Raw genomic sequence first — 22,015 nt, forward strand, 5'->3', positions numbered from 1 at the left:
GGAACGCGTGCAAGGCACGGTAGGAGCATCCAGGCAGTGGACACATTCACCAATATGCGGATTTTCACCTGCGTGGCGGAGCAAGGCAGCTTTACTGCCGCAGCGCGGCGCCTGAATATCGCGGCGCCAGCCGTAACGCGCTCGATCTCTGCACTTGAAACACGCTTGCGCACGCGGCTATTGAATCGAACCACTCGCAAGGTCGCTCTGACCGAGTCGGGAATGCGCTATTTGCGACGCTGCGAGGAGATTCTCGCTATTGTCGATCACGCGGAAGCGGAAGCGGCTGATTCCCAGATCCGGCCTACCGGCCAGTTGCACGTGCACGCGACGACAGGATTCGGCCAGAGCTACGTGGTTCCCGCGATTGTGCGCTACAAGAAACGGTATCCATTCGTGTCGGTCAACCTGACGCTGTCGCAGCATCAACCCGACATCCTGGACGAAGGATATGACGTCAGCATTCAATTGACCGTAGCCGAACTGCCCGATTCAAGCCTGGTCGCTCACCGATTGGGTACTTTGCATAGTTCGTTATGTGCCGCGCCTGCATATCTGCGCGAATACGGCACGCCCCGTGACGTTGACGAGCTTTCACGACATGCCTGCTTCCAGCTGGTTTCAACGGTATACGCCAAGGATCGCTGGCTGCTGGAGGGGCCAGATGGTATCGAGACTGTTAATTTTCCCGAGGCGGGTTTCCGGACCAATGTAGCCGAAGCGCTGTCGGTGGCTCTGAAGGAGGGAATTGGCATCGGCGCGTTACCGATGTCGACGGCTGCATCCGCACTGCGCGACGGCTCGCTCGTGCGCATACTGCCAGCTTATCGGCTTCAGCCACTGGCGGCCTACGCGCTCTACACCTCACGCCGCTATCTTGACGCGAAGATCAGAACCTTCGTCGAATTCCTGCAGGACGTTATACCCCCGATGCTGGAAGCGCATAGGGCAGACTTTCGTGAGACCGCGTACTTCGCGCCGGCACCGCTGACAGCAGAGCCACTCGCGTCCGAAAAGAACATAGCATGAACGAACTGCTGCCATGTGCAGCGCCTGTGAACTCGAGGAAGAACATCTTAATGCGGTAGCGCGATGCGACCAGCTATGGGATCAACTATCCTGTGAAGCTTCTTCGCAGACGATGGGTCATTTGATCGCGCTGATTGAGAAGTTTGAAGCCCGTCAGCAGGGAACGTCACAAAATCCCTCGTCAGCACCGGAGACGGCATTGCCAAGTGTTGAAGTTCACAAATTCCGCTAATGGTGTCCGTTGGGCGCTAATCGTGTCCAATAATTCCGTTAACGGAGCCGGCCGCAGCCCCTGAACAAACGCCTCTCACGATAACGGCTGATCGCGCGGAGCGCAGCAGCGAAGCGACCTGACAGACGAAATACAGATGCAGGGACTGTTTCCAAAAGCCTGTGGTCGCAGGCAGCCGGTTTGCCTACGCCGGAATTGCAGGTGAGCATCCGGTTCATGACACGCAAATCAAGCGTCTGCGTCATTTGAATTTCTTCCAGCATGAGTGTTTTCTGGAAGTGCGGGTGCCGCGTGTGCGTTTGCCCGATGGCTCGGTACGGTTGGTCGAACCTGATTGGGTCGGGCAACTCAACGGCTTCACGCTGCTGTTCGAGGCACTCGTGCTGATGCTCGCCCAGCAGATGCCGTTTGCCGTTTGCCGCTGTCGCGCTTGCTGTCAACCTGTCGTGGCATCGAGTACACGCCATCTGTTCGCGCTATTTGGAGCTGGCGCTCGCGGCGGCTGACCTGTCGGACGTGACGGCGGTGGCGATTGACGAAACCTCGTACCGGCGCGGTCATGAGTATCTGACGCTGGTCGCCGACATGAAGGCGCGGCGGGTCGTGTTCGTCACGAACGGGAAGGATGCCAGCACCATTGAACGCTTCGCGACCTGTCTGGGCGAAATGGTGGCACGTCCGGGCAAATCGGCTCGGTCAGCATCGACATGTCGCCGGCTTTCATCAAAGGCGTCAATGAACATCTGCCTGAAGCGCGAGTGACCTTCGACAAGTTCCACGTCGTCGCTCACGCGTCCAGGGCGCTCGACACGGTACGTCGGCAACAACAGAAGGTCGACCCGCAACTCAAGGGCATGCGCTGGACGCCCCCGGTGTCACAATAGTTGTCGCCTCTGAATTTTCTTAAATTGAAGAGTCAGAGGTGCAGGTTGAAGGCGAAACAAACGTATTCTGTCGAGTTCAAAGAGCAAGCGCTGTCGAAAGTTTTGCAGCGCGGGAGCCGCACGGTTGGATCGGTGGCCGACGAATTGAACATGAATTTACTGACATTAAGGAAGTGGATGAGAGGTAGCGCCGCTGCGGGTCGGAGCTCAGGCTCCGGACTAGCAAAACGTCCAGAAGACTGGTCGCCGGAAGAACGGCTGCTGGCTTTGCATGAGAGCCACGGCCTGGTCGACGAAGCACTGAACGCGTGGTGTCGTGAGCGGGGGCTGTTCGCTCATCATCTCACGCAGTGGCGCATGGATTTTTGCGCCGTCGGCGGGACCGGCGGTCGGCGTGAGAACGGCCAGGAAGTACGGGATCTGAAGCAAGCCAATGTCCAATTACAGCGCGAATTGAACCGCAAGGAGAAAGCGCTGGCGGAGGCGGCGGCGCTGTTGGTGCTGCAAAAAAAGTATCGTGCGCTGTTCGAGGGCGAGGCCGAATGACAGCCCTTGAAGAGCGCAAGACATTGATCGGCCTGATCAGCGAGGCGACCCTGGCGGGGGCTCGCCAGGCGCCCGCGTGTGAGATGCTGGGGCTGAGCGCACGGACGGTTCAGCGTTGGCAAGGTGGCGAACCTGACGCGGTGGACGGGCGCTCGTTACGACACCATGAGCCATCTCACAAGCTGAGCGCCGAGGAACGCACCGAGCTGCTGGCAGTTGCGAACTCGGCCGAGTTTGGTCATTTGCCGCCGAGCCAGATCGTGCCTCGGCTGGCTGACCAGCAACGCTATATCGCCTCGGAGTCGACGTTCTATCGGGTGCTGAAAGCCGAGAAGCAGCTTGCCCATCGGCGCAGTGAACGGCCGGTCAAATCATGCGGCAAACCACGAGCGGTTCGCGCGGACGCGCCGAATCAGCTTTACAGTTGGGACATCACGTACTTGCCGGCGACGATCCGCGGGCAGTACTTTTATCTGTATCTGTTTATGGACGTGTTCAGCCGCAAGATCGTCGGCTGGCAGGTCTACGCCGAAGAGAGTAGCGCCCAGGCCAGCGAGGTGCTCAAGGATCTATGCGCGCGTGAGGCGATACAGCCCAACCAGGTAATTTTGCACTCCGACAACGGCGGCCCAATGAAGGGCGCCACGATGCTTGCCACCTTGCAGGCCTTGGGCGTGATGCCGTCGTTGAGTCGCCCCGGCGTGAGCAACGACAACCCCTATTCGGAATCGTTGTTCAAAACGCTGAAGTACCGGCCCGCTTATCCGTTAGAGGCATTCGATACCCTGTTCGCCGCCCGCACCTGGGTTGCAGAACTGGTGCGCTGGTACAACCACGAACACCGCCACAGTGCGATCCGTTTCGTGACGCCGGCCCAGCGCCATGCGAATCTTGATCAGGACATCCTCGAGCGCCGCAAGGCGCTCTACGAGGGTGCGCGCGAACGTCATCCGCTACGATGGAAAGGTGCCACGCGGGACTGGCAGCGCGTTCATGTCGTGCATCTGAATCCCGATCGTGCTGAGCCGACGGTCAACATTCGACGACCCCGTAACCAGGAATTAAAAGCAGCCTGAATTCAAAACGTCGAGGCGACAACTAGCTGGAAAACTTCCGGACGCTGCTCAAAGACGCGAACAAACTGAATCTGGCCCAACTGACCGACCTCGAGGCGCTCGTCACTCAGTACAGCACCAAACGTACTGCCCGGGCATGGCTGTACCGCGAGCAACTGCGCGACATTCTCGAGCGCAAACAAATCAATGTCGTATCGCAGATGTTGCAGCAGTGGTGCACCAACGTCATGCGCTCGAAGGTCGAACCGATGAAGGATGTGGTGCAATTGATTCGCCGACATTTCGACGGAATCGTTGCCTGGACTCAGACTCCTCAGACCAACGGTTTCATCGAGGCTATCAACGGCCTGTTCCAGGCCGCCAAGCGCAAAGCTCGCGGATACGCTCGCTTCGAAACCATGCGTACTGTCCTGTTTCTCATCGCCGGAAAACTCGACTTCTCACGCTTCAATGAAAACGCCTGCTGAGCCCCGTCAGTCGAGTAGCGCAAGGGAATCACACCCTCACGCTCTCACAGATCCGGACGTGAATCTCTCGATTCATCCGGCTCCTATCGCCCAACCGTCGCCTCTATACCCCAGTGGACGAACAGGCCGGGCTGACGAGATTTGACCCCCGCTAGCCAGACCCATGCCCGTGCCTTACGGCGCTGGAGAGACTTGTATTTCCGTTGCGCCCAGTGCACCAGTGCAGCATCAACCGCACGCAGTGCCTTGGCGAGCGCGGAGCGAGTGAACCGCCCGTAGTACTGCATCCAACCTCGCAGGATCGGGCGTGTTTGGTCCGCCAGGTCATTCAGATCCAGCTCGTATCGACGCAACAGCCCCTTACGGCGCATCTCCTGACGCATCGCTCGGGCTGCCTTGTTGCTTACGGCCGGAGTGAAGCCAACGGACAGCTTACCCATCCGGCTCATGACACTTCGCGGTCTGAACGTATAGCCCAGGAAGTCGAACTGACAGATCGGATAGTCGGCACGCCTGTTGGCCTGCTTGCAGTACACGATTTTGGTCTTTTCTGGATGCAGATCCAGCTTGCACTCCGCAAGCCGCGCCTCCAGTTCCTGCTTGAGCCGCCGAGCCTGCGCTTCGCTCTTGCAGTGACAAATGGCGTCATCGGCGTAACGCTCGAACGGCACGTCCGGGTAGGACTTTTGCATCCACCGGTCAAACGCATAATGAAGAAACAGATTTGCTAGCACCGGACTAATAGCTCCGCCAACAACATAGCAAACTCGCGAGTAAAATGGGGTCTGCGCATTTCAAGGGAGTGTCTGGCGCCGTGGTCCAGAGGATGTCCTGACGTCGATGCGGTTCTCGTCCTTGAGACCATCGCTCCCGCGGACAGGGAGGCGCGACAATGACCCGAGGACGACGTAAGAACTGGCGTGTCCGTCTTGCCTTTGAACCGAACCGATATGCCGGCGAACAGCTGCAGAAGGCGTACGAGCAGCTCAGTCCGATAGATTCACGCGCTACGGCACAGCCATCCGCTGTTCGGCCCGTGGAGACACGGCGAGCGGCTATCAAGCGAGGTAAGCGATGAGCAACGCTGCAACGGTCGCGCTCTACGCGCGGGTGTCCTCCGAACAACAGACCAAACGCGGCACCATTGAAAGCCAGATTGCCGCGCTGAGGGAGCGCATTGCGGCTGACGATGCGCAGCTTGTCGACGACATGTGCTTCATAGACGCCGGGATAAGCGGCGCGACGCTGATCAGACCGCAGCTAGAGCGACTCAGGGATCGTGCTGCACTCGGGCTGGTTGATCGGCTGTACATCCTGTCTCCCGACCGGCTGGCGCGCAAGTATGCACACCAGGCATTGCTGATGGAGGAGTTCTCTGCGTGTGGCGTGCAGGTGGTGTTTCTCAATCATGAGATTGGCACGACACCGGAAGAGTCGCTGCTGTTGCAGATGCAGGGCATGATTTCGGAGTACGAACGGGCAAAGATCACCGAGCGTAATCGACGCGGTAAGCTTCATGGCGCAAAGCGTGGAAGCGTGAATGTGCTATCAACGGCTCCCTATGGTTACCGTTATATCCGCAAGCAGCTCGATGGGACACCGGCCCAGTACGTGATTGAACTGCCGCAGGCGGCGACGGTAAAGACTATCTTCCAGTGGATCGGGATGGACCGGCTGAGCATAGGCGAAGTGGTTCGTCGTCTTGCCGAGGCGGGCACGGTGACGGCATCCGGCAAGCTGTACTGGGACCGTAGTGTGGTATGGGGAATATTGCGTAATCCCGCTTACATGGGGCGAGCGGCATTCGGTAAAACCCAGTCTCGTGATCGCCTGCCGCATGTCCGCGTGCGTACCCAACGCCACAGCGCCGAAGTGCCCAGGAGGACATACTCGACAACAAGCACAGACCCGCAGCAGTGGATCGAAATCCCGGTGCCGGCGATTGTCAGCGAAGTGATGTTCCATTCAGTCCAGGAGCAGCTTGCCGAGAATCGCAAGCTGGCGCGCCAACGCCGCCAGAACGCGCCGCTCTACCTGCTTCAGGGGCTGACTGTTTGTGGGCAATGCCGTTACGCGTACTACGGCAAGAAAATCAGCAAGGCGGCGGCCAAGGGGCATCAGCGAGATTATGCTTATTACCGCTGTGTCGGAACCGATGCCTATCGCTTCGGTGGTCAACGCATCTGCGACAACCTGCAAGTGCGAACGGATCGGCTCGATGACCTCGTATGGCAGCAGGTCGCGGATCTGTTGAGGCATCCAGGTCGGCTGAAGAAAGAATACGAACGACGACTGGAGACGATGGAACGCAATGAAAAGAGTGGCTTCGACACAGCCAGCCTGGAAAAGCAAAGGTTTCAGTTGGAGAAAGGCAAGTCGCGGCTCATCGACAGCTATGCCGACGGTATCATCGACAGGACGGACTTCGAGCCGAAGATACAGCAGTTGAAGAACCGGCTAGAGCAGGTCGATCAGCAGATCCAGGAATCCCGGCAGCACGGGGTGGCTCAAAGTGAACTGTTTCTGGTCATCAACCGGCTGGAGGAATTTGCAAGTGCCGTTACGGACAAACTCGCTACGATCGATCTCGAAACGAAGCGCAAGATCGTACTGGCTCTGGTCAAGCGTGTCGAAATCCACAAGGATGAAATCCTCGTCGTATTCCGGATCGATCCGCAGCCCGGAGGTCTTCTCGCAGGCGAGAATTCGAATGATTCAGACGATGGAGTGAAAAGTATGCAACATTGTAGGCGGCGTAACGACACCACCCTGCGGGGTGCCCTTATCCGGTTTCACCACGGTCCCGTCCGGCATGTGCACAGGCGCCTTGAGCCAGCGCTCGATATACAGTAGCACCCACGCACAGTCCGTATGGCAGCGCACCGCCCGCATCATGAGTTCCCAATCAATACTGCCAAAGAAATTCTTGATGTCGAGGTCCAGCACCCAGTCATGGTTCCAGCATCGCTGCCGGGCCACATCGAGCGCCTGATGCGCTGACCGTCCGGGACGATACCCGTATGAATCGTTGTGGAACACCGGTTCCACAAGTGGTTCCAGATATCGCTTGACCACCGTCTGGGCGATGCGATCTGAAATCGTTGGTATTCCCAACGGTCTCGTCCCCGCACCCCCGTCTTTTGGTATGTCAACCCGCAAGACCGGCGGCGGAAGGTAGCTGCCAGACGACATCCGATTCCAGATTCGATACAGATTATCCTTCAGATCTGCCTCGAATTCCGTCATCGACTGCTTGTCCACACCCGCCGCCCCGCGGTTGGCCTTCACCTGCTTATACGCCTCCAACACCTCTCGCTTGGAAATACAAAACGGCTTTGCGTTATTCACTCCGGTCCTCCTCTTTCAAGTTGCCGACGTGATAACGCCGGACGATGACGCCCCTTCGGTCCAGTCCCATTGCAGGACCTTCAACCCTACTACAGACGTCTCCGCCCCTGTGCCCCGCATCGGTACTCTCATCCTTGCGGAGGCCTTCCGCTTGGATTTCTCCCTTCACATCGGGACGACAGGTTCCCAAGTTCCTTACCAAAGCCTGAATCAAAGTCACGCCGCCTTTATGCCGGATGCCGATTGGGCCGTCAGCAGGCATCGCCCAATCTTGTCCCGGAGCAAGTGGGCTCTCCGGTTTTGACATCAGTTCGTGAAATTATCGACACGTCATCAGCGGTTCACTTACGTTCGTCTCTTTGATCCCTACCTGACAGAGTAAATCCCTGCCTTTTCCAACAACGCTCACCACGAGGGCTCTTTACCCACGCAGCTTGTGGCGGTTTGAAGCCTGCTCCTGCAAGCCGACTCCGAAGGGCCTTCCTTCATCTTTGGTAAAGCACCGCAAACATCGGTCAGTTGATGCTCGCGTTCTTGGCACACCCCACTCCGTTTTCAAAAGAGCCCGGAAATTCGTATTGACGTCGGCAACGTTTTCCGAAAACAAAGAGTCAAGCCAAACACTCTATTGCGATGCGCTTCAGTGCTCTAACTGCATGTCGCGAGATCGCCGTACTGTGTCCGGCAGGTATCGCCTTGCATATCAGGGGGGCCGTGGGTTTTGAAAACATACCTAGCTCCTTGCGAAGGGAGGGTCTGACACGTCCCTGGTGCAGCCTCCGGTCCGTGAACGGCGATTGCCAAACGAATCGCCTGATCGAAGCTCGACGCCGTCGACATGTGACGGTGGTCTATCGAAACGAGCCAACCACGTGCGGAGTCACACCATCGGATCCGACGCTCTTCGTACAGGCGGGAGAAGGCTCGCCATAACTCGGCGTCTTCCTGATTAGCCCAAGCTGCTGCGTCCCGCCTGCGTTGCTCGAAATCCGTCATCACAGTAGTGCCTCCGTCTCCGACCTTTATGGCTCAATTACAATCGCTCTATCGCGATTGCAATGCCCTGGCCGACACCAATACACATCGTGCAAAGCGCAAAACGGCCTTGCGTGCGATGCAGCTGATACATCGCGGTCGTCACCAGACGCGCGCCGCTCATGCCGAGCGGGTGGCCGAGTGCAATCGCGCCGCCGTTCGGATTCACGCGAGCGTCGTCGTCGGCCACGTCCAGCGCGCGCAGCACGGCAAGGCCTTGCGACGCGAACGCTTCGTTCAGTTCGATCACGTCGAACTGATTGATGGTCATGTTCAGGCGCGCCAGCAATTTTTGCGTGGCGGGCGCCGGGCCGATGCCCATCACGCGCGGCGCAACGCCGGCTGTGGCGATACCCAGCACGCGAGCACGCGGCGTCAGGCCGAAGCGCTTCGCGGTGGCTTCGTTGGCCAGCAGCAAGGCCGCCGCGCCGTCGTTCACGCCCGACGCATTGCCTGCCGTGACCGTGCCGTCCGCCCGCACCACGCCTTTCAGCTTGGCTAGCGTTTCAAGGCTGGTTTCGCGCGGATGCTCGTCCTGCAAGACCGTGATCGGATCGCCCTCCTTCTGCGCGATAGTCACACCGACAATCTCCTGCGCGAGCGTGCCGTCGCGTTGCGCGCGTGCGGCTTTCTGCTGGCTGCGCAGCGCGAACGCGTCCTGATCGGCGCGACTGATGTTGTAGTCGGTCGCGACGTTTTCGGCGGTCTCCGGCATCGAGTCGACGCCGTACAGCTTCTTCATCCGCGGGTTGACGAAGCGCCAGCCGATCGTCGTGTCGTAGATCTCGGCCTGACGCGAAAATGCTGTGGGCGCCTTGCCCATCACGAACGGCGCGCGGCTCATGCTTTCGACACCGCCGGCCACCATCAAGGCGGCCTCGCCCGACTTGATCGCGCGCGCCGCAATGCCGACTGCGTCCATACCCGAGCCGCACAGGCGGTTCACTGTGGAGCCCGGCACGCCTTGCGGTAGACCGGCCAGCAACAGCGACATACGCGCGACGTTGCGGTTGTCGTCACCGGCCTGGTTTGCGCAGCCGTAGATCACGTCGTCAATCGCGCTCCAGTCGACGTCCTTGTTGCGCTCCATCAGCGCCTTGAGCGGCACCGCGCCCAGATCGTCGGCGCGAACCGACGACAGCGAGCCGGCGTAACGGCCAATCGGCGTACGGATAGCATCGCACAGAAGCGCTTCGCTCATTTAACTTTCTCCAGTGTGGGTTTGTAGTGACGCTCATGTTTCTATTCCGCATTGGAATGAAACACCGAAACGTCACGATCGCTTCTTGTTGGTCTAATTTAATGAGTCGGCGTGGTTGGGCCGCTTCAGCCGATAGCCGCCACCAGTTCGGGCACGACCGTGAACAGATCGCCCGCCAGACCATAGTCGGCGACGCTGAAAATCGGCGCTTCCGGGTCCTTGTTGATCGCGACGATGACCTTGCTGTCCTTCATCCCGGCCAGATGCTGGATCGCACCCGAGATGCCGACGGCCATGTACAGTTGCGGCGCGACGATCTTGCCAGTCTGGCCAACCTGATAATCGTTCGGTACGAAGCCCGCGTCGACTGCTGCACGCGATGCGCCCAGCGCCGCGTTCAGCTTGTCCGCTAGCGGCTCCAGCACCTTCGTGTAATTCTCGCCGTTGCCCAGACCGCGGCCACCCGAGACGATGATCTTCGCCGACGTCAGTTCCGGACGATCCAGCTTCGTCACTTCGCGGCTCACGAATTGCGAAATGCCAGCGTCGGCTGCTGCTTCGATCTTCTCCACGCTCGCGCTGCCGCCTTCGGCTGCGACTGCGTCGAAACCCGTCGTGCGCACCGTGATGACCTTGATCAGATCAGCCGATTGCACCGTTGCGATTGCATTGCCTGCGTAGATCGGACGTTCGAACGTGTCGGCGCTGCCTACTGCGGTGATGTCGCTGATCTGCGCGACGTCGAGCCTCGCGGCGATACGCGGCGTGATGTTCTTGCCGTAGGCGGTCGCCGGCGCGAGGATGTGCGTGTAGTCCTTCGCGATGTTCATCACGGTCGCTTCGACGTTTTCCGCAAGGCCCGCTTCAAGTTGCGCGGCGTCGGCCAGCAACACCTTCGACACGCCTGCGATCTTCGCAGCCGCGTCTGCTGCAGCTTGCGCATTGTGACCCGCCACCAGCACGTGAATGTCGCCGCCAATTTTCTGCGCCGCTGCGATCGTGTTCAGGGTCGCGGCCTTGATCGACGTGTTATCGTGTTCTGCTATTACAAGATTCACCAGATTCGTCATTTCGTCCGTCTCCTGCGTTGTCCTTAGAGCACCTTGGCTTCGGTCTTCAGCTTCTCGACCAGCGTCTTCACATCCGGCACCTTCACACCGGCTGAGCGCTTCGGCGGCTCGGCGACTTTCAGCGTCTTCAGGCGCGGCGTCACGTCAACGCCGAGGTCTTCCGGCTTGATCGTTGCCAGCGGCTTCTTCTTTGCCTTCATGATGTTCGGCAGCGTCACGTAACGCGGCTCGTTCAGGCGCAGATCGGTGGTGACCACTGCGGGCAGCGTCAGCGACAGCGTTTCAGCGCCGCCGTCGACTTCGCGGGAGACCGTAGCTTTACCGTCAGCCACGACCACCTTCGACGCGAACGTCGCTTGTGGCAATCCCGCCAAAGCGGCGAGCATCTGGCCGGTCTGGTTCGAATCGTTGTCAATGGCCTGCTTGCCAAGAATGACCAGTTGCGGCTGTTCCTTGTCGACCAGCGCCTTCAGCAACTTGGAGACCGCCAGCGGCTGCAGATCTTCATTCGACTCGATCAGGATCGCGCGATCCGCGCCGATCGCCAGCGCCGTACGCAGCGTCTCCTGCGCCTGCGCGACGCCTGCCGACACGGCGATCACTTCGGTCGCAACGCCCGCTTCGCGCAAACGCACGGCTTCTTCGACTGCGATCTCATCGAACGGATTCATCGACATCTTCACGTTCGCAATGTCGACGCCCGTGCCGTCTGATTTCGCGCCGACCTTCACATTGGCATCGACCACACGCTTCACTGCCACGAGAACTTTCACAACACCACCTCCGCCAGCCAATTTTTCCTGGCGATCGTCCAGATCGCCACCTTTGAGTCAGTGCTTCGACAGAACCAGTCCGATATCGCCTTCGACGAAGTCTGGACCTGTTGCGACTCGCAATCGGTGCACCATCTGGTAGACCTTGTCAGCACCAGTTTGCTGTGCCCAGAACAGCGGGCCGCCGCGGTGCCTGGGAAACCCGTATCCATGGACAAGCGCAATATCGATGTCACTCGTTCGCGAAGCCGTACCCTCTTCGATCACTCTGGCCGCCTCGTTGATGATCGCGGCCATCGCGCGTTCGACGATCTCTTCCCGGCTCAGCGCGCGAGCGGCGATTCCCTTTTTTTCGCGCTCCGTCGCAATAATCGAATGAACCGCTGGATCGGGAGCACCCCGCCGTCCTCCAGGTTCATACCGGTAGTAGCCGGCGTTTGTCTTGCGGCCAAATCGGCCCGCTTCGCATAACGCATCCGGAATCGTCACGTAGCGGCTCGGCTTGCTGACGACATTGAGTCGCTGTCGCATCTTCCACGCAATGTCCAGTCCCGACAGATCTGACACGGCAAAGGGGCCCATCGCGAAGCCAAACTCTTCAAGTGCTGCGTCGATCTCCTCGGGCGAAGCCCCCTCTTCTATCATGTATTCACACTGCTTCCGGTAAGCGGCATAGATCCGGTTGCCGATAAAGCCTTCCGCCACACGCGCGACGACAGGAACCTTTCCCAGTCGCTTCGCGATTGCGATCGCGGTATCGACAACCGCTGCGCTCGTCTGGTCTGTTTCGACTATTTCAAGCAGGCGCATGGTCTGTGCCGGACTGAAGAAGTGCAAACCGATGGTCTGCTCCGGACGGCCGGCTTCCCGGGCAAGTCTGTTGAGATCGAGATATGACGTGTTCGATGCGAGAATGGCTCCGCTGGGCAGCACTTCGTGCAGACGCCGCATGATATCGCGCTTCACGTCGAAGTCTTCGAACACCGCTTCCACAGCAAGGTCGACCTCATTCAGTTGCACGAGATCATTGACCGGATGAACCCGGGCGAGGCGATCGCGCATTTCATGCTCGTCGAGTTTGCCTTTGCGCACCTGCGCTTTGTAGGCCCGCTCCAGCTTGCTGTGGACTCCAGCAAGCGCCTCGGCACTGGTATCGAACAGGATGACTTCGTACCCGGCGTCCGCAAAGCAGCCGGCAATGCCGACGCCCATCGTCCCAGCGCCCACTACGCCGACCTTGCGGATAGCTGCACCGCCCGGACGCCCCCCGTTGCATGCACGCAGACAGCTTCGCTCCGCAAAAAAAAGGTGGCGGAAGGCCCGAGCCCCGACACTCGTGCGCAACTCGTTGAATATCGAGCGTTCCCGTGAGAGTGCTTCGTCAAACGGCACCGTCCCCGCCATGTTGACCGCGTCGATCGCCTGCTGGATATGTGGCAACTGCCGACGTAGCCTCAAGGCTGCGGTGGTGACGGCTTCAACGTCATCGGCCACAGCGTCGGGCATCCGGCGATCGCGCACGCGCCGCTTCTTTCCGTCAAAGAACCGCACGAAAGCCGCCGCAGCCTCAGGCAGATCATCTTCGACCACCTGATCGACCAGACCGAGTTCCAGCGCCTCCAACGACGTGAGGCGACGCGATGAGGTCACGATCTCTATCGCTGTGGCTTTTCCTGCGATGAACGCAACCCGCTGGGTCCCCCCCGCACCCGGAATCATGCCAAGACTCACCTCGGGCAGTCCCATGACGGCCCCTGTCACTGCCATTCGTCCGTCGCATCCCAACGCCAGCTCAAAGCCGCCACCGAGCGCGGTACCGTGAATGGCCGCGACCACGGGCAAGGATACGGCCTCAATGGCGAGAATGACGTCAGGCAACGACGGATCCTCGATCGGCGCGTCGAATTCGCGAATGTCGGACCCTGCGATGAACGTATTTCCGTCGCCGATAATCACGATCCCGGCAAGTGACGTGTCGCGCGAGAACGTACGGATGCCTTCGAGCAACCCGCGCCGAACTTCCACGGAGCTTGCGTTGACGGGTGGGTTATCGATGACGAGGAACCCGACGTCACCGTGCTTTTCCTGGCGGACTGCGCGGGATTTTTCCCCGGGCGCCGCGCTCAACGATGTATCCATTGCTAGTTCCCAGTCTTCACGAGAGCATCTACAGCAACGACGCCGTTACCCTGCTCGAGCACCATAACCGGATTCACTTCTGCCTCGATTACGGTCACATCCGTGAGCGTGGCCAGCTTCGAGACGCACACAATCGCATCGGCCAGCGCGTCGAGGTCACCGCGGGGCTTGCCGCGATATCCGTCGAGCGCACGCATTGCCTTCACTTCTGCAATCATCTCGAGCGCCGTCTCGCGGCTAACGGGTGCAAGACGTAACGCCCGATCCCGGTAGATTTCGGTAAGGACTCCCCCCGCAGCCAGCATCACGACCGGACCAACCTGCGGGTCACGGCGATATCCGATAAGGACCTCACCCAGACCTTTTGTCATCTGCTGCACCAGCACGCGTTCGAGCTCAAATCCGTCGACATTGGCTGAAACGCTGGTCCGGATTTTCTCGATCGCGGTTCTGAGCTGATCCTTGTCGCGCACACCCAGCTCGACGCCGCCCACATCCGTCTTGTGCGGCACGTCGGCAGACAGCACCTTCACGGCGAGGGGATAGGGCAAATCGTCAGGGATCGCGCTTCCGTTTGCTGCGTCGACTGCAACGGCCGGAGCGTGGGCCACGCCCACCTTTGTCAGCAACTCGTAGGCCTCAAGCTCGTCGAGAAGACGCGTGGTATCGCTCGATTCGCTCGCGGGCATAGCGGGCATCGGGCTGGGCATTCGCCGCGCATAGGCTGCGGCTATCGAATCCGCGCACGATTCCGGCGCGCGGAAGCACGGAACACCGCCTGCCGTCAGGCGCAACAGCGCCTCGGGGGCGTCCGGCACCACGAAGGCGGCTAGCGGCAGGAGCTCCGGCGACTTCGATGCGCTATCGAGGATCGGGCGCACTGCCAGCTCCGGTGAGAACCTTGCCGACGAACCCGCAACCGCCACGACCAGATCGAACTCGGGTGCCGAACGCAGAACGTCAAGGGCAGCACTCATGACGTCATAACGCGTACCCGCAAGCGTCAGATCCACGATGCGGCCGTGGCTGACCTTCACCCCTGCCGCAGCAAGGCGGGCAAACGTATCCGCGCTGGGGTGCTGGACGTCGATGTCGCGAACGCCGAGCTGATCGACCACCATCGCGGCACCCCCACCGGTGGTCGTCACGACGGCGACCCGGGGCTTCGCCGAGAGTGATGTTTGTGCCACGGGAATTCGAGCGAGTAACGGCGAGCTCTCGAGAAACGCGTCGAGTGTCTCAACGCGCGCAATGCCGCAGTCTTTCAGGAATGCATCCGCGACGTCGTCTTCGCCCGCCAGCGCTCCAGTATGCGAGACAGCCAGTTCTGCAGCCGCGCTCGAGCGGCCCAGCTTGTACGCAACGATCGGCTTTCCGCGTTGTGCGGCCTGAATGGCAAACTGCCTCAGCTTGTCGGCGTGCCGAAGCGTTTCCAGGAAAAGCATGTAGCCCGTGACATCCGGATCGTCCAGCGTTGCCGCGCAGATTTCTCCCACGCTCAGATCCACTTCGTTGCCGACGGAAACGAGGCCTGCAAAGCCGACACCGCGCGCTTTGCCCCTGGATACGAGCGCACCGATCATGCTGCCGCTGTGCGACGCGACAAACAGACCACCGACGGGCAAGTCGGGTTCCGCGAAAGCCGCATTGGCTGTCAACGCCAGCTTCCGGCGCACGTTCACCATGCCGAGGCCACTTGGGCCCAGCACGCGAATGCCGGTGCGCCTGACGATCTCCCGGACACGCTCCTCGCGTGCTTCACCCTCGGCCCCGCTTTCCGAGAAGCCAGCTGCCAGGATTGTTGCTACGGGTACGCCAAGCTCGGCACATTCCTGAAGGGCATCGATCGCCGCGTCGGTGGGTGTGAGAATGAATGCGTGATCGGGAACGACCGGCAACTCGGAGATGCTGCGCCACGCGCGCTCTCCGAGCACAGTGTCGCGGTTCGGATTGATCGGGTACACGTCTCCGTCGAAGCCTGCCTGCCTGATGAAACGGAGTGGTCGCGCGGCCGTTTTCGAGGGATCGTCCGATGCCCCCACGAGCGCCACGCTGCGCGGCGCCAGAAGAACTTCTGCCAGCGACTTACGCTGCGAACCGACCTTGGACATAATGCTCTTTTCCATGTTAGACGCCTTTCCCGTTACTTGCGCTGATCGAACCGGCGCTGGAACACATGCTCGGCGATACGATTCTTCAATACCTCGATCGACCCACCTGCGATCATCCAGCCGCGCGTTCGGCGCACGCAGTATTCAACCAGCGATTCCTGGCTATAACCCATGCCACCCATCACCTGAAGCGCCTCGTTCGAAACATCGAATCCTGTGAGGTTGCAGTGCAGTTTTGCGAGCGCCGTATTGTGTGCCGTCGGCAATTCGCCATTCGGAACATTGGCCGCGCGATAGAGGAGCAGTTGCGACGCTTCGAGTTTCAAGGCCATGTCAGCGAACTTCCACTGGATACCCTGAAATTCGCAGATCAGCCGGCCGAACTGCTCGCGCATCAGCGCATAATCCCGGGCTGTATTGAACGCGTACCGCCCGAGCGCCAGTGCGCGCGACGCGTTACCCACCCGCTCGACGTTAAAGCCAGCAATCTGCTTCTTGAAACCACCCGGCCCAAGCAGCACATTTTCCGCAGGAATTCTGCACTCCTCGATATAGAGTTGCGACCATTCCTCGCCGCTCATGAAGCTGGATGGCTGCCCAACCGTAAAGCCCGGCGTGCCTTTCTCGATCAGAACCGAGCCGATGTTCTCGACACCCGGACCGAAACGGCAATAGACGAGGAAAAGGTCAGCGTCGGGGCTGTGCGTCGAGAAAATCTTCGTGCCATTGATTACGTACTCGTCGCCTTCCTTGCGAGCCGACGTCTTGAGCTGCGTCACGGCCGAGCCTGCGCCCGGCTCCGTCATGCCAAGCGCGATGACCTTGCGGCCACCGAGCAGATCCTTCAGATAACGTTTCTTCTGGTCGGGCGTCGCATACTCGACGAACGTGCGGATCGGGCCGAAGTTACCAGCCTGCACTATGTCCGCGCTCTTGGGACAGATCAGTGCAATTTCCTGAATTGCAATGACCGCGTCCATCAGCGTGCCGCCCTGGCCACCATCCTCCTCCTTCATGGTGATACCAAGCAGGCCCTGCTCAGCAAGTTTCCGCGCAACATCGAAGTCGAAACCAGCATGGTGCGCACGCTTGAGCGCGCCTTCTGCCAGCGTGTCTCGCGCAAATCGCTGCACAGCATCGGCGAACGCGTTCTGGTCCTCTGTAAGTGCGAAATTCACTTTTTTCCCCTCTCATCGTGGAACTGCTATGAGATTGATTATTGCAGTCGATCGATTGACACACTACTTCGCATACGGTACGGTTCTATGACTTTTTGGAACACCGCATGCCCCGAGTCGTCCCTCCTCTCAATCCCCTGCACGTCTTCGAATCGGTGGCGCGACTGGGCAGTCTCACCAGTGCGGCGGTGGAGTTGTGCGTCACGCACTCGGCAGTAAGCAGACAACTCACCACGCTGGAACAGTATCTGGGTGTCAGTCTTTTCGAGCGGGGACCAAGGGGCGTGAAGCTGACGAAAGTCGGGGCTGCCTATTACAGGCAGGTTGGTCCGGCTTTCTCGTCAATCGTTACTGCAACCGAGGCGATCGTCGGACGCCTTGAGGGCGAACCCCTTCGCCTCTCGGTCTACAACACCTTTGCCGCGAAATGGCTGATGCACCGCTTACATCGATTTGAACAGGCATATCCGGCTATACCGGTCGAACTCAGCACGACCGTCGCGAAGATCAATTTCAACGAAGTGCAGGTCGATGCAGCCATACAGTTCGGCGACGGAAACTGGCCAGGCATCAATTGCGAGCGGCTGTTTGAAGATGTGATCGAACCTGTCTGCAGTCCTGCACTCCTGCGCACCGGACCGCCGCTGGCATCGATCGATGACCTGGCGAAGCATCGTCTGTTGCAATCCCGATATCGTCGGCACGACTGGTTTGACTGGCTGCGCGCCGTAGGACGGAGCGATCTTGAGGAACTTGTCAGCCGTCAGCGCGGGGGCTTCCAGAATTCTCTGCTCGCCTATCAGGCGGCTATCGAGGGCATGGGAATTGTCATGGGGCAACTGGAGCTTCTTGCAAATGACCTTGCCGCAGGCACACTGGTACGTCCTTTCGAGAGACCCGTGTCGCGGAACCTGGCCTACTATCTGCTCATTCCGGACAACAGGAGACACTCCCGCAATGTCGATGCGTTCCGCTCCTGGCTTCGCGCAGAGATCGCAGCGATGCCCGCCGGTTACGGCGGGACGCACGTCTGAACTGGCGGGCACAGCATGCCGCCCGCTCGAAGCGGCTTACTGACGATAGTAGAGGTTACGCTTAAGCCCCTGCGGAAGCAGGTCGGCAAGGTGCAGATCTGATGTGCCCAGTTCATCCATACGCCAGAGGTTCGCAAGCATCGTTGCGGCCGCCTGCGAACCGATCACGGGCTCCGCTAACTCAATGAACTTTTCGTTGATATCGTCATCGCTCAGCGGCGATTCCGGGTCACCACGACGATGTGGCGCGAACACCTCGATGGTTCTCCCGTCAAGAAGGAGAAGCTCGACCCGGGCAGCACGCATCTTCGGAAATGCGTGCGTCAGTTCGGGGTCTGCGACCAGCTCGACCTTTTTCATGAGTTCCCGGACCTGATTGTCCCACAGGCGCTTTTCCGTAAAAGCCTCGAGACGGACCGATCCGTATACCGCCGCGTGGCCCAACACATACGGCATGCTGAAGCGCGCTTCGAACGCGGACCCTGGCTCCCTGATGCCGGCGACATCGAGTGCTGGCGCATATGTTCTGACGGTGATCCTGGAGATCTGCTGCCATCTCAATTGGTTCTGGCTTAGCGCCTCGAGCAGCGCATCGATGGCGGCGAACGTGTGGCCGCAGCAGCCGTGATTTTTCTGCGTGATCCGCTCAATGTTGAAGGTGGTCCCCAAACCATCCGTTACCGTACTCCAGTCCGGAGAATCGCAAAGCGCCGCACCGAAACCGGCTTTCCCTTCGAGTATGTCTGCCACACCGGTGATGCCTGCTGCTGCCCCCTGGGCCGCAGTCACGCCCACCCACGCCGCATGGCCGGCGTGGAGCGCTTTGGTCATCGCATCGGACCTGAACGCCTGTTGAAGTCCAGAAGCAAATGTGGCCGACGTTGCCATCGCATGGAGCGCAGCCTTTCCGTCACCGGGTGCCGATAGCGTCACGCCCGCAGCGGATGCGCCAAAGCAGCCAACCGTGCCGGTGGTATGAAAAAACCGGTAGTGTGCCGGCTGGATTGCTGCGCCGATGCGTGTGGAAACTTCATACCCTGCCACGATCGATTTGAGAAGTGAAAGACCGCTTGCCTGCGTCTCTTCAGCCAGTGCCAGTGCGGCAGCAATCGTTGGGCATCCTGGGTGATACACCGCATCGCGAAATATATCGTCGAACTCAACGGCATGCGACGTGCTGCCGTTTATCCATGCAGCGGTCGGCGCAAAGGCGGTGGTTTCGCTACCAGGCAGGCTTGACCTCCCATAGCCAAGTTCCCCTCGATGCGCCTGCAGGAGCTGGATGCTGGGTGCCGTTTGGGTGCCCGGCAGCAACGCCGAGAACCAGTCGATCAGCACCCGCTTGGCCGCGTGCAGCGTTTCTGGCCTCAGTTCAGTGGCATACTGCTGAGCGACATATTCTCCAAATTGTTCCAGTATCGTCATGGCGAGTCAAAGATGGGTTGGTGGGTATGTATCTGCGCATCGGCGTGGCCGCGCGAGACGCGATGTCCCGAATCGATAAAGGCGATGATCTGTTCGTTGAACCACTGGGCACGCTCAAACTGGAGCCAGTGCGCAGCGGACACAGCCGATGCTTCGTTGTCGGGTGAAAGATCCCTTATCCATTGCTGACGACCAGCCAGATCATGGCACTGGTGCAGATCTTTCGTCCCCAGTACCAACCACACCGGCGCTTTAACGCCAGCGATCAGCGCCTTAGTAGGGTTGGTGCGGGCAATGGGTCGTGTCAGCACCCGCGTCGCGCGGACGTGACTTGAAGTCAACGCCGTCAGTTCTGGCGTCACAAGGGCGCTACCCGACAGCATGACTTTCCTGAGAGAAATCTTCACGCCAGCGTCGATGCTGCCTGAGCGGGCAGCCTCCGCAGCCTGATCCTGAACGCCCCGAAGAGTCGATGAGGGCGGTCCCATACCCGCAGGATTGACGAGTGTCAGACTGTGGACCCGTTCAGGGCGGTGGGCAGCCATGTATCCGGCAATGCAGCAGCCAAAGGAGAATGCCGCAAGATCAAACTGCTGAACGCTGAGGGAATCGAGCAGATCAAAAATCCGGTTCCCCGCCAGTTCAAGAGAGAACATCTCCTTGGGGCTCGACGATGCGCCGAACCCCGGCAGGTCTGGCGCAATGACACGCCGTGTCTGCGCGATTGCTTCGACATTTGCCATCCAGTGATACCAGCCACCATGGCCACCGTGAACGAGTACGAGCGGCTTTCCGTCGCCCTGGTCCAGATAGCTGATGGTGCCCTGCGCGTCGACCAGCTGTTTTGCCGTGGCCGCAAGTCTTTCGAAATTCCTGTCGATCATGATCCCATCGATTTTTTCTCGATCGGCTTCGCTACGGTTTCACTCATCACCAGGTAAGTGATCAAACTGACCGCGGATCCGATGCACACATAGATCAGAAAAAGTTGCTCCTGATGGCGCCCTTGCAACCACGTCATAAGATACGGAGTCGTGCCTCCAAGCAGAGCAACCACCAGATTGAAGGGCAGGCCAATTCCCAGTGCCCGAACCTCGGTATCGAAAAGCTCCGCCATCACAGCAGGCGCAATCGATGTGTAAAGTGCGTAGAGAACCATCCCGAATAGCTCGACCCTGAGGATGGACCAGAATGTGTTGCCAACCGACAGCACAACCGGATAGAGAAACAAAGTGTATGCTGCCGCCATAACGACAAGTTGTGGTCGACGTCCGAGCCGATCTGAAAGCGCACCAAACAGCGGCTGTACCACCGTGAAAGCAATCAGACTCCATGTACTGGCTGAGTAGGCCGTTTCAGGCGATGCGCCCGAGCGGTGAATCGCATACACGGGGACATAGACAATGAACAGATAGAACCCGAACGCGCCAAGAATGCTGGTACCAATCAGCGTGAGCATCTGTCGGCGATGGTGCAACATGAGCGTACGCAGCGGACCGTTGCCGGATCTGCTTTGCTCCTCGGCCACATGTTCAAAAGCTTGGGTCTCGCTGACGCGAGTACGCAGCCAGTAGCCGAACAGCCCCCCCAGCGCCCCTACAAAAAATGGAATTCGCCAGCCGAACGACAGCATCTGGTCGTGCGTTAGGAATTGCGTCAGCGCCCAGGTCAGGCCCGATGCACAGATGAGCCCTATACCCGTCCCGAAGAAAAGGAAACTTCCGTGAAAACCTCGCCGGTTTGGCGGCGCAGTCTCTGCCAGAAAAGAGCAGGCGGCAGCAAATTCTCCACCGACAGACATTCCCTGCAGTAATCGCGCGAGGGTCGCAATCACCGGAGCTGCCAAACCAATCGACGCGTAGGTTGGTAGCACAGCAATCATCAGCGATCCCGCCGCCATCAGGGTGACCGAAACGGTCAATGCGGTCCGACGGCCATAGCGGTCTGCGACCTCCCCTAGCACCCAGCCGCCCACCGGCCGCATAACGAAACCGAGTGCATACACCCCGAAAGCTGCAAGTAGCGCGGAGCGCTGATCAATCGACGGAAACAGTTGCGGTCCGAAAAAGATCGCAAGGTTGGCGTATATCGAGAAATCGAACCATTCGATCGCGTGACCAATGCAACCGGCGACACGACTGCGGACGTTTGCCCGGGTTGTTGCGGCCTGCGATGCGAAGGTTGGAAGAATGTGCGACACGATGTCTCCTGAAGGGCTATTGTCTTGATCCGGCATCGACAAACGTGCTCGCCCCGAAGGGGTCTCGTGCCAATGACCGGTTATATGCGAGGAGTTTGGCGTGCGTACCCGTCGTTGAACAGTTCCTATCGCTCATACAGATATTCCAAAAACTCACATCGGATGGACGCCCACAGAATGCACTGGATAAGCGCCCGGTGAAGGCCTTGTCGAGATTTGTCAAGCAGCCGGTGCCCAGCGATGCGGCAGCGCAGGGCGATGATATCG

At 59.5% G+C, this 22,015-nt stretch carries 14 protein-coding genes and 4 pseudogenes; 6 read left to right on the forward strand and 12 right to left on the reverse strand.

The window, feature by feature from the left end:
• Positions 1 to 36 precede the first annotated feature (36 nt).
• Complete coding sequence (locus tag HF916_RS04005; protein ID WP_168787896.1) at positions 37 to 1,029, forward strand: LysR family transcriptional regulator; 993 nt, start codon at positions 37 to 39, stop codon at positions 1,027 to 1,029.
• Positions 1,030 to 1,299: 270 nt separating this feature from the next.
• On the opposite strand, the gene HF916_RS04010 is transcribed toward HF916_RS04005, so the two are convergent.
• Positions 1,300 to 1,524, reverse strand: a complete 225-nt coding sequence (locus tag HF916_RS04010) for a hypothetical protein (RefSeq protein ID WP_168787320.1) — start codon at positions 1,522 to 1,524, stop codon at positions 1,300 to 1,302.
• Here HF916_RS04010 and HF916_RS04015 point away from each other — a divergent pair.
• The 3 pseudogenes from HF916_RS04015 to HF916_RS04025 form a co-directional block, all read left to right on the forward strand.
• Positions 1,426 to 2,127: pseudogene (locus HF916_RS04015) on the forward strand (ISL3 family transposase); the annotation flags it as partial. The gene HF916_RS04010 and the pseudogene HF916_RS04015 sit on opposite strands and share 99 nt — an antisense overlap.
• A 63-nt stretch (positions 2,128 to 2,190) precedes the next feature.
• Positions 2,191 to 3,767 (forward strand): annotated as a pseudogene (locus tag HF916_RS04020) (IS3 family transposase).
• Positions 3,768 to 3,808: 41 nt separating this feature from the next.
• A pseudogene (locus HF916_RS04025) lies at positions 3,809 to 4,234 on the forward strand (transposase); the annotation flags it as partial.
• Between the two features lie 83 nt (positions 4,235 to 4,317).
• On the opposite strand, the gene HF916_RS04030 reads toward HF916_RS04025, so the two are convergent.
• Entirely contained in the window at positions 4,318 to 4,968 is a 651-nt protein-coding gene (locus HF916_RS04030) for a group II intron maturase-specific domain-containing protein (protein ID WP_168787897.1), read from the reverse strand.
• Between the two features lie 340 nt (positions 4,969 to 5,308).
• On the opposite strand from HF916_RS04030, the gene HF916_RS04035 reads away from it, so the two are divergent.
• Positions 5,309 to 7,087 carry a recombinase family protein gene (locus HF916_RS04035; protein ID WP_206001777.1) on the forward strand — a complete coding sequence of 593 codons (1,779 nt, stop codon included), beginning with the start codon at positions 5,309 to 5,311 and terminating at the stop codon, positions 7,085 to 7,087.
• Here HF916_RS04035 and HF916_RS50340 read toward each other — a convergent pair.
• The 7 genes and pseudogenes from HF916_RS50340 to HF916_RS04070 all read right to left on the reverse strand — a co-directional run.
• Positions 7,040 to 7,480, reverse strand: a pseudogene (locus tag HF916_RS50340) (reverse transcriptase domain-containing protein); the annotation flags it as partial. The gene HF916_RS04035 and the pseudogene HF916_RS50340 overlap by 48 nt on opposite strands.
• A 1,135-nt stretch (positions 7,481 to 8,615) precedes the next feature.
• Entirely contained in the window at positions 8,616 to 9,818 is a 1,203-nt protein-coding gene (gene pcaF / locus HF916_RS04045) for a 3-oxoadipyl-CoA thiolase (RefSeq protein WP_168787898.1), read from the reverse strand.
• Positions 9,819 to 9,943: 125 nt separating this feature from the next.
• The gene (locus HF916_RS04050; protein WP_168788991.1) at positions 9,944 to 10,879 is read right to left on the reverse strand and encodes an electron transfer flavoprotein subunit alpha/FixB family protein; all 936 of its coding nucleotides are present in this window, start codon (positions 10,877 to 10,879) and stop codon (positions 9,944 to 9,946) included.
• Positions 10,880 to 10,911: 32 nt separating this feature from the next.
• On the reverse strand, positions 10,912 to 11,661 hold the full coding sequence (locus tag HF916_RS04055) for an electron transfer flavoprotein subunit beta/FixA family protein (protein ID WP_168787899.1): 750 nt from the start codon (positions 11,659 to 11,661) through the stop codon (positions 10,912 to 10,914).
• Between the two features lie 57 nt (positions 11,662 to 11,718).
• Positions 11,719 to 13,800, reverse strand: a complete 2,082-nt coding sequence (locus HF916_RS04060; RefSeq protein WP_168787900.1) for a 3-hydroxyacyl-CoA dehydrogenase NAD-binding domain-containing protein — start codon at positions 13,798 to 13,800, stop codon at positions 11,719 to 11,721.
• 2 nt (positions 13,801 to 13,802) lie between these two features.
• On the reverse strand, positions 13,803 to 15,926 hold the full coding sequence (locus HF916_RS04065; RefSeq protein ID WP_240975350.1) for an acetate--CoA ligase family protein: 2,124 nt from the start codon (positions 15,924 to 15,926) through the stop codon (positions 13,803 to 13,805).
• Positions 15,927 to 15,943: 17 nt separating this feature from the next.
• A complete protein-coding gene (locus tag HF916_RS04070) occupies positions 15,944 to 17,089 on the reverse strand; it encodes an acyl-CoA dehydrogenase family protein (protein WP_168787901.1) in 1,146 nt (381 codons plus the stop codon).
• 107 nt (positions 17,090 to 17,196) lie between these two features.
• Here HF916_RS04070 and gcvA point away from each other — a divergent pair, with 107 nt between their 5' ends.
• Positions 17,197 to 18,123, forward strand: a complete 927-nt coding sequence (gcvA, locus tag HF916_RS04075) for a transcriptional regulator GcvA (RefSeq protein ID WP_168787902.1) — start codon at positions 17,197 to 17,199, stop codon at positions 18,121 to 18,123.
• A gap of 36 nt (positions 18,124 to 18,159) precedes the next feature.
• Here gcvA and HF916_RS04080 read toward each other — a convergent pair whose 3' ends face one another.
• From HF916_RS04080 to HF916_RS04090, 3 genes are read right to left on the reverse strand one after another with little or no spacing between them, the layout of a single operon-like run.
• On the reverse strand, positions 18,160 to 19,548 hold the full coding sequence (locus HF916_RS04080; protein WP_168787903.1) for an MmgE/PrpD family protein: 1,389 nt from the start codon (positions 19,546 to 19,548) through the stop codon (positions 18,160 to 18,162).
• The gene (locus HF916_RS04085; RefSeq protein ID WP_168787904.1) at positions 19,545 to 20,432 is read right to left on the reverse strand and encodes an alpha/beta fold hydrolase; all 888 of its coding nucleotides are present in this window, start codon (positions 20,430 to 20,432) and stop codon (positions 19,545 to 19,547) included. The genes HF916_RS04080 and HF916_RS04085 overlap by 4 nt, the downstream gene beginning before the upstream one ends.
• A complete protein-coding gene (locus HF916_RS04090; protein WP_240975351.1) occupies positions 20,429 to 21,748 on the reverse strand; it encodes an MFS transporter in 1,320 nt (439 codons plus the stop codon). Before HF916_RS04090 ends, HF916_RS04085 begins: the two co-directional genes overlap by 4 nt.
• Positions 21,749 to 22,015 lie beyond the last annotated feature (267 nt).

This window comes from Paraburkholderia aromaticivorans (genome assembly GCF_012689525.1).
Lineage (GTDB): Bacteria > Pseudomonadota > Gammaproteobacteria > Burkholderiales > Burkholderiaceae > Paraburkholderia > Paraburkholderia aromaticivorans_A.

Excerpts from the sequence above, each read along its gene's own strand:
- HF916_RS04060 (WP_168787900.1), bottom strand. The coding sequence starts at position 13,800 with ATGGATACATCGTTGAGCGCGGCGCCCGGGGAAAAATCCCGCGCAGTC.
- HF916_RS04010 (WP_168787320.1), bottom strand. The coding sequence starts at position 1,524 with ATGCTGGAAGAAATTCAAATGACGCAGACGCTTGATTTGCGTGTCATG.
- pcaF (WP_168787898.1), bottom strand. The coding sequence starts at position 9,818 with ATGAGCGAAGCGCTTCTGTGCGATGCTATCCGTACGCCGATTGGCCGT.
- HF916_RS04085 (WP_168787904.1), bottom strand. The coding sequence starts at position 20,432 with ATGATCGACAGGAATTTCGAAAGACTTGCGGCCACGGCAAAACAGCTG.
- HF916_RS04035 (WP_206001777.1), top strand. The coding sequence starts at position 5,309 with ATGAGCAACGCTGCAACGGTCGCGCTCTACGCGCGGGTGTCCTCCGAA.
- HF916_RS04065 (WP_240975350.1), bottom strand. The coding sequence starts at position 15,926 with ATGGAAAAGAGCATTATGTCCAAGGTCGGTTCGCAGCGTAAGTCGCTG.
- gcvA (WP_168787902.1), top strand. The coding sequence starts at position 17,197 with ATGCCCCGAGTCGTCCCTCCTCTCAATCCCCTGCACGTCTTCGAATCG.
- HF916_RS04080 (WP_168787903.1), bottom strand. The coding sequence starts at position 19,548 with ATGACGATACTGGAACAATTTGGAGAATATGTCGCTCAGCAGTATGCC.